Origin of the sequence: Spirosoma liriopis (assembly GCF_023196085.1) — a bacterium.
GTDB classification, from domain to species: domain Bacteria; phylum Bacteroidota; class Bacteroidia; order Cytophagales; family Spirosomataceae; genus Spirosoma; species Spirosoma oryzicola.
The window spans coordinates 233,200-240,382 of the sequence record NZ_JALPRF010000005.1 but is presented as its reverse complement, the minus strand read 5'-3'; the positions used below and the strand labels follow the sequence as shown (position 1 = coordinate 240,382).

7 protein-coding genes are annotated in these 7,183 nt (G+C 48.7%); 4 read left to right on the top strand and 3 right to left on the bottom strand.

From position 1 onward, the window contains the following. Positions 1-3: 3 nt before the first annotated feature. Complete coding sequence (locus tag M0L20_RS24345; protein ID WP_248479680.1) at positions 4-1,005, top strand: aldo/keto reductase; 1,002 nt, start codon at positions 4-6, stop codon at positions 1,003-1,005. Positions 1,006-1,055: 50 nt separating this feature from the next. Next, positions 1,056-1,970 (top strand): helix-turn-helix domain-containing protein, encoded by a 915-nt coding sequence (locus tag M0L20_RS24340; RefSeq protein WP_248479677.1) that lies wholly within the window; start codon positions 1,056-1,058, stop codon positions 1,968-1,970. 196 nt (positions 1,971-2,166) lie between these two features. On the opposite strand, the gene M0L20_RS24335 is transcribed toward M0L20_RS24340, so the two are convergent. Beyond that, positions 2,167-2,424 (bottom strand): hypothetical protein, encoded by a 258-nt coding sequence (locus tag M0L20_RS24335; RefSeq protein WP_248479676.1) that lies wholly within the window; start codon positions 2,422-2,424, stop codon positions 2,167-2,169. Between the two features lie 270 nt (positions 2,425-2,694). On the opposite strand from M0L20_RS24335, the gene M0L20_RS24330 reads away from it, so the two are divergent. Then, positions 2,695-4,101, top strand: coding sequence for a Gfo/Idh/MocA family protein (locus tag M0L20_RS24330; RefSeq protein WP_248479675.1), 1,407 nt, complete (start codon positions 2,695-2,697; stop codon positions 4,099-4,101). Positions 4,102-4,218: 117 nt separating this feature from the next. Here the strand turns inward: M0L20_RS24330 and M0L20_RS24325 are convergent, their stop codons facing one another. Further along, complete coding sequence (locus tag M0L20_RS24325; RefSeq protein ID WP_248479674.1) at positions 4,219-4,629, bottom strand: DoxX family protein; 411 nt, start codon at positions 4,627-4,629, stop codon at positions 4,219-4,221. 128 nt (positions 4,630-4,757) lie between these two features. Here M0L20_RS24325 and M0L20_RS24320 point away from each other — a divergent pair, with 128 nt between their 5' ends. Further along, positions 4,758-5,096: a winged helix-turn-helix transcriptional regulator gene (locus M0L20_RS24320; RefSeq protein ID WP_248479672.1), complete on the top strand. Its 339-nt coding sequence runs from the start codon at positions 4,758-4,760 to the stop codon at positions 5,094-5,096. 26 nt (positions 5,097-5,122) lie between these two features. On the opposite strand, the gene M0L20_RS24315 is transcribed toward M0L20_RS24320, so the two are convergent. Next, entirely contained in the window at positions 5,123-6,877 is a 1,755-nt protein-coding gene (locus M0L20_RS24315) for a PQQ-dependent sugar dehydrogenase (RefSeq protein ID WP_248479670.1), read from the bottom strand. Between the last annotated feature and the right edge of the window lie 306 nt (positions 6,878-7,183).

Genomic DNA, 7,183 nt, shown 5'->3' with positions numbered 1-7,183 from the left:
CTTATGAAACGGGTAAACTTAGGAAGCCAGGGGCTGGTGGTGCCTGCACTTGGTCTGGGCTGCATGGGGATGACTGCAATGGCCCACAGGGATATCTATGGAAAAGCCGATGAAGCCGAGGCTATTGCAACCATTCATCGCTCACGCGAACACGGTGGAAACTTTCTGGATACGGCGGATCTGTACGGGCCCTTGATCAACGAACAATTGATCGCCAAAGCCATCAAAAACCGACGGGACGACTACCTTATCGCCACCAAATTTGGTTGGGAAATTGATGACACGCATCAGATAACCTGGCAATTCAGAGCCGACAAGGCCTATGTCAAGAAAGCAGCCGAACGATCGTTAAAAAACTTGGCTACGGACTACATCGATCTGTATTATCTGCATCGGCTGGATCCGGCTACACCCATCGAAGAAACAGTACAAGCGATGTCCGAGTTAGTTCAGGAAGGGAAGATCCGCTACATCGGCTTGTCAGAAGTATCCATAGACACCATCCGGCGGGCCCATGCGATCCATCCCATTACGGCTGTACAAACCGAGTATTCACTTTTCGAACGCAGCGCGGAAGAAACAGGCCTGTTGCCTGCCCTTGCTGAACTGGGCATTGGCTTTGTTGCCTATTCGCCCCTTGGCCGCGGCTTTATAACGGGCGACTTGAAAAGTCTGGACGATCTGGCCGCTGATGATTTCAGGCGTTCGCTGCCCCGCTTTCAGGGTGAACAGTTTTATAAGAACCTGGAGTTGCTGGCAGCAATTCAGGCAATGGCACTCGAAAAACAGGTAACTGTTTCACAACTGGCCCTGGCCTGGGTGCTGGCTAAAGGGGTTGTGCCAATCCCCGGTACCAAACGTCGGAAGTACCTGGACGAAAATATCGGTGCTACTCAGATCCAGCTCAGCGATGAAGATCTGGAACGTCTGGAAGCGATCATTCCGTTAGGGACCCAGACAGGTGATCGGTATGATCAGGCTGGCATGCAAGCTATCGATCAGTAGCCAGTCGTGCAGGCAGGGTTTAAGCCCTGCCTGTCGCATATACTTAGCCTATGAAAAAGCAATCGCCCCACCCAATACATTCCATTTCAGAGCAACACCGAATACTTGGACTTCCCAAACCTGTCCATCCATTGATCAGCGTCTTTACTTTCGATGACATGGATCATACGCGGGCCGACACGCGCCCGCAAACGCTTGTCCTCGAGCTGTTTTGCATCTCGCTCAAACGCAACGTAACGGGAAAAATACGCTACGGGCAGGGCTACTGTGATTTCGACGAAGGCATCCTGTTTTGCACCGCGCCAGGGCAAGTGACGAGTAACATTACTGACGATCATAAACCAAGCGGCTGGTGTGTGGTGTTCCATCCCGATTTGATCCGAGGGCATGCGCTTGGTCAGCGAATAAAGCAGTATGGGTTTTTCGACTATGCCGTTCACGAAGCCCTTCACTTGTCCGATCAGGAAGAGACCTTGATGATTTCGGTGATGACGATGCTTCGACATGAACTTAACGAACGAATTGACCCCTATTCTGAAGCGGTGTTCATGGCTCACCTTGACCTATTGTTGAGTTATGCCCAACGATTTTACGGTCGGCAGTTTATGACCCGTAAGCCCATCAGCCTTGATGTACTGACGCGGCTGGAAAGCGTCTTATCTGATTACTTTTCCAACGATAAAGCCCTAAGCGAAGGGTTGCCTTCAGTCTCTTATCTGGCCGAAAAGATGAATTACTCGGATAGCTATTTAAGCGACCTGCTAAAAACGTATACGGGGCAAAACGCCCAGCAGCACATTCATCGCTACGTCATCGAAAAGGCCAAATCATTGCTCACGCAAACGAGTTTAACCGTCAGCGAAATCGGCTTTCAACTAGGTTTCGATTTTCCGCAGTCGTTCAGCCGGTTGTTTAAGAACAAGACTAAGGTGACTCCCTTACAATACCGGCAATCGTTTGCTTAAGCCAAAGGCAGCCGGTCCGCCAATGCGGTCGTAGTTAAGCCGTTTTAGCGGTTTGTTTTTAGGCTGAACGATCCTGCGAGTGTTGACAAGCTTGCTTTACCGATTTATTAGGCTGTCTCAATCAGCGGTGAGCAATTTAAGGAGAAACATTTCGAAAAACGCTGGGCGAATACAGAAATGGCTGTCAAACTAATGCTTACCAAACGTACATGAACTGATACCAGAGAGCGGCCACAATAATGGCTTCTACGATCCATATGTTCAGCGTATGTTGGTGTAAAACGCGACGAATTAGAAAATGAAAACCGGCTGCGCCCAGGGCAATCGGTATACCAAAAATAAACTGAAGAATATTGTTTTCCCGACCCAATTGCATGAGTCCATACAGTATCATAATAACGCCCATTAACGAAACAATCATCAGGGGCGTAACATAGCTGAATAGTCTTGACATATCCATCTGTTCTTATGAGCATTGGGTAAATCACAATCAATAACTAACCCGCTGTAAAGGGGAATGTTATGAACGCGATCTACGGGACTTGTTCTGTTGCCTGGACTGCAAGCCTACAAAAAAAGTTTATTCATGCGATTCTGTCAACACCGTTCTTTGTTTATACTTATCAAGTATATAGCAAGACTTTTTTAATATAGTTTTTATTTTTCGAAGAGACATTGAAGAACACAAGGTTGTAGCTGTAGATCAATGTAAACATCTACTTCAATGCTCAACGAAAAAAGTGAAAATCAGGCGCAGCAGGACAAGGCGCTACCTGGGTTGATGAGCCGAAAAGGCTTTTTGCAGGCCGCTGGACAGGTTGTTGCCGTTGGGGTTGCCGGCGGACTAGCGGCTTCCTGCCAGTCGAGCGGCCAGGCACCGTCGTACCCTGTTCCGACCTCTGGTACGTATAAAGGAGCGGGCGGTCAGCAAGTGCCAACGTCTCCGCCCTACTCGCCCCCCGCCGAAGTACCCGCTGACGTAAACAAGCCAATTGAACTAGAAGCCTGGAAGTCGGATGCTGATCGTAAATCGGCCCCTACCCCAACGCCCCTGCCCGACGATCAGCGAGTAGGCTATGCGCTGGTAGGCCTGGGCCACCTGACTCTGGAGGAACTTCTTCCCGCCTTTGGTGCCTGTAAGAAATCGAAACCCGTTGCGCTTGTCAGCGGTAGCCCGGAGAAACTTCAGAAAGTAGCCAAGCAATACGGCATTAAACCCGAAAGTTGCTATAGCTATGCAGATTATGACAAGTTGAAAGACAATCCGGAGGTGCAGGTTATTTACATTGTGCTGCCCAATTCCATGCATGCCGAATATACGATTCGTGGTGCACAGGCGGGTAAACATATTCTTTGCGAGAAACCGATGGCTAACTCGTCGGCGGAGTGCCAGGCCATGATCGATGCCTGTAAAAAAGCGAACCGTAAGTTAATGATCGCCTATCGTATTCATTACGAACCATACAACCGCTATGTACGTGAACAGGTGCAAAAAAATGAATACGGCAAGCCCAAATTTGTGGACGCCTTCAACTGCCAGTCATCAGCTAATCCTAAACATTGGCGGCACATTAAGGCATTCGCCGGTGGAGGTGCCTTGCCCGACATTGGCTTGTATTGCCTGAACACAACCCGGTTTATTTTGGGTGAAGAACCAACCGAAGTATCCGCTTACACGTACAGCGACCCAGACAATCCACTTTTTAAGGAAGTGGAAGAAGTGTGTTCATGGCAGATGAAATTTCCAAGTGGCGTTATTGCCAATTGTGCTACGCATTATAATACACACGATTCGCGTCAGTATCGGATCATGACTGAGCGGGGCTGGTACGAACTGGCGAATGCCTACGCGTATTCGGGGCAGAAGCTGATGACATCCCGCGCAGACGGGGCAATTGTACGACAGGAGAACGTCAACATCATGCCCAAGAATCAGTTTGCCGCCGAGATGGACCATTTCTCGGAGTGTATTCTGAATGACAAAGCGCCTTATTCAACCGGAGAGGAAGGCTTACAGGATCAGCGAATCATGGAAGCCATTTACCAATCAGCGCGTGAGCGAAGACCCGTCAAACTACCCGCCATCGATAAGAAAGACGCTTTTCGCGGTCCAGAACCGACGTTGCAGTGATCTTCTTACAAACTATGCATAAAACCGGCTCTTGATCAATTTCAAGAGCCGGTTTCGCTTACTGAATTGTACCTACTCTACTCTCACCAGGATCGAAAATAGATTGCCCTTTTGCTTCTATCTCGGCGCTATGGGGGCTTTTTTCAGTCTACCCCAGGCTACGAAAGCTGCCAAAATCGCGAACATACTATTTACCCCGATTGCCGAGGCTTCTCCCCGCATAACGTGAAACAAACCGGCGCACAGCATGAGCCCAACAAGTGCCACAGCCGCAACAGGCGTAAGCTTCGGTCTGATCTGGAACAATGAAGGCATGATCAAACCCAATGCGCCGATTAAATCGACAACTCCGGTAAATTTTACCAATGCGATTGGCACCTGACCGGCCCAAGGCCACATACTAGCCAACTGGTCAATAGGCTGAACAAGTTTCATCCAGGCGGCCCACATCAAACTGGCAGCCAGCACTATTTGAACTGACCAAAGACTGTAATGCATCGCTTTCGACGATTTGGGCTGATTTGTCATTTCGTGAAAAATTTTCGTTGAAGGCGTGAATGTATTTATGTTTGCTATCCAGCAGAAAGCACTTCCCTTTCGGATAGCGCTATCCGTTGAGATAGTAACGCATAACTGCACGAACAAAAAAACACGAAATGCTGACAACAGGTGGATGCCCAAAAACGATGCTTTCAATACGGGATGCACTGGAGGCACTCGAGGGGAAATGGAAACTGCTTATTCTATTCTCGTTATCCGCAGGTCCTAAACGGTTCAGACAGATCGGAAAGGAAGTGACCGGAATTACGGACAAAGCATTATCCAAAGAGCTGAAATCTCTGGAGATGAACAGACTGATAAAGAGGGAAGTACATGACACCTTCCCTCCAACAGTAGAATATTCCATCACCGCACACGGAATGTCGCTCGAAAAAGTAATGGAAGAACTGCATTACTGGGGATTAGCCCACCGCAAAACAATCTTCGAGAAGTGATTGGTACCCATCAAAGGGGTGTTGCTTTACTGCTTCGAGATGGGCGATTTATCAATTGAGCAATCCGTTACTTTGTATATTTTACCGTCTGCCTTGGTGTACAGGTAGAATTCGTTATTCAGTCCTACACCAAACCGTAGGTCCGTTTTTTTGCTATTCGTCAATTGCTGAAAGGTGCTGTTCTGTCCACCGACCTGAACCGTAAACTCCTGAATAGGTGTCTGCTTTCCTGGCTGTAGTTGCTTACTGTCCACATAGTACACCCTGCCGTTGACAATATCACCAAAAATATACTTGCCTGTTAGCGCGGGAATAGCGGTTCCGGTATACACAAACCCGCTGGAAATGGCATTGCCCTCGTCATGGTCGTACTGGACGACTGGATAGGTGTATTTAAAGTCCGCGTCATTTTTAGGAAGCGCATATACCTGATCCATCCTCCCCCGGTGATTAATAACGAACGTGCCTTCCCGTTCCGGCCAGCCATAATCCGCACCAGCCACGCCTACGTTTAACTCTTCGGATTGCGCTTGGCCAATGTCGGAAATAAGCATTTTACCGTCGGGGGTCCAGGCAATCCGGTTTGGATTTCGAAACCCACCACAGAAAACCTCTGGCAATCCCTTCTGACTGTTGGCGCCCGCGTACGGATTTTGCGCAGGAATGCCATACCGTCCGTTTTTACTGTTCGTTCCTTTTGGATCAATACGCAATACTTTGCCCCATACCCTGTTACAATCTTTACAAAGAAAGTAATACCCATTTTCCGTAGCGCCACCATCGCCCACGCCGATGTACAGCAAACCATAATCCGGGCTTCCTGCCTTGGCAAGTGGGTTGAACGTAATTTCCTGGACACCGTGTATGGTTGTCACCATATTAGTCCGCATCAGTTCGCGGCCCGACCCAGAAAACGTCTTTGCTGCCGGATCGGTTAGCTTCCATTCGGTAAGCACCCATTGCAGCGAAACTTTAATCGAGTCGGCATAGGCGAAATCAGCCGGTGCGGTATTCGGTTTTTCAGTATGCGTGGTATAAAACAGTCCGTTGGTATGAAAATCGGGGTGAAAGGCATAACTGCCGAAGCCAGTAGCATGACCGGGCGAATGAATAAACGCAGGCCGCTCGCTGGGAAACGACATAAAAACACGCAGCGAATCACCGACCATTTCGTAGAGCGTTCCCCGCAGGTCTTCCAGAAACAACCGATCCGGCTTTCCGGGCAACACCTGCATTTTATTAATCCGGGCGAGCGGTACTTTTTCGGCGCTGGCCGGAGCAGTTGTTACTTCGGTAAGGTGTAGACGCAGACCCGACTGTTGTATGCGAGCGGGAATAGGATCGGTAAGCGCAACACCCAGCTTTTTGTCGTCACCCACATTCGGAGTCCGCTGGCGTTTGGCGTGAAGGAAAGCAACCAACGCGTCTGTATCACTATCGCTCAACTGCGAAAACGTAGGCATGTACTGCTTATATTCGGCAAAAAGCCGGACGGCTCGTGCATCTTTCTGCTCGATTTTCTGGGGGGCATTGCGGATAAACGATTTTAGCCATTCTGGTGTAACCTCCGACGTAACTCCGGCCAGATTAGGGCCTATTCCTTTTTGCAGAAAATTATGACAGGCGGTGCAATTCTGCTGGAACAACTGCTGCCCTTTCGCCAATACCTGCTTATCAGTCGAATACGCGGAAGCAATGCCCGATTGTGCTGCTACTTGTTTGGTTGGCTGCTGACCAAAGCTATTGCTGTAAAGCCCAACGGCGCTGACAAGTAGATACATCCAGCAATGAGCAAATTTTGGGTAAAACGGCATGCTTATCACAATTGACGGTCGGTAAAGATTAAAGAACCAGAAGTATTAGTAGGCGAAATTCGATTAGAACATCGATGCAAATCGGGCGACTATGCTCAAAAAAAGAATAGCCCTTCTGTACTCACTATAGAAAAGACGATAAGGCTACTTATCTAATGCCTTAGTTCCCAAACTACCTTACTGTCATCACGATAGTAAAACAACTTCATCATCAGAACGGCTTTTGATTAGTTGTCCGACGTATAGCTAGGGCCTTTTGCTAGAGTCGTGGAG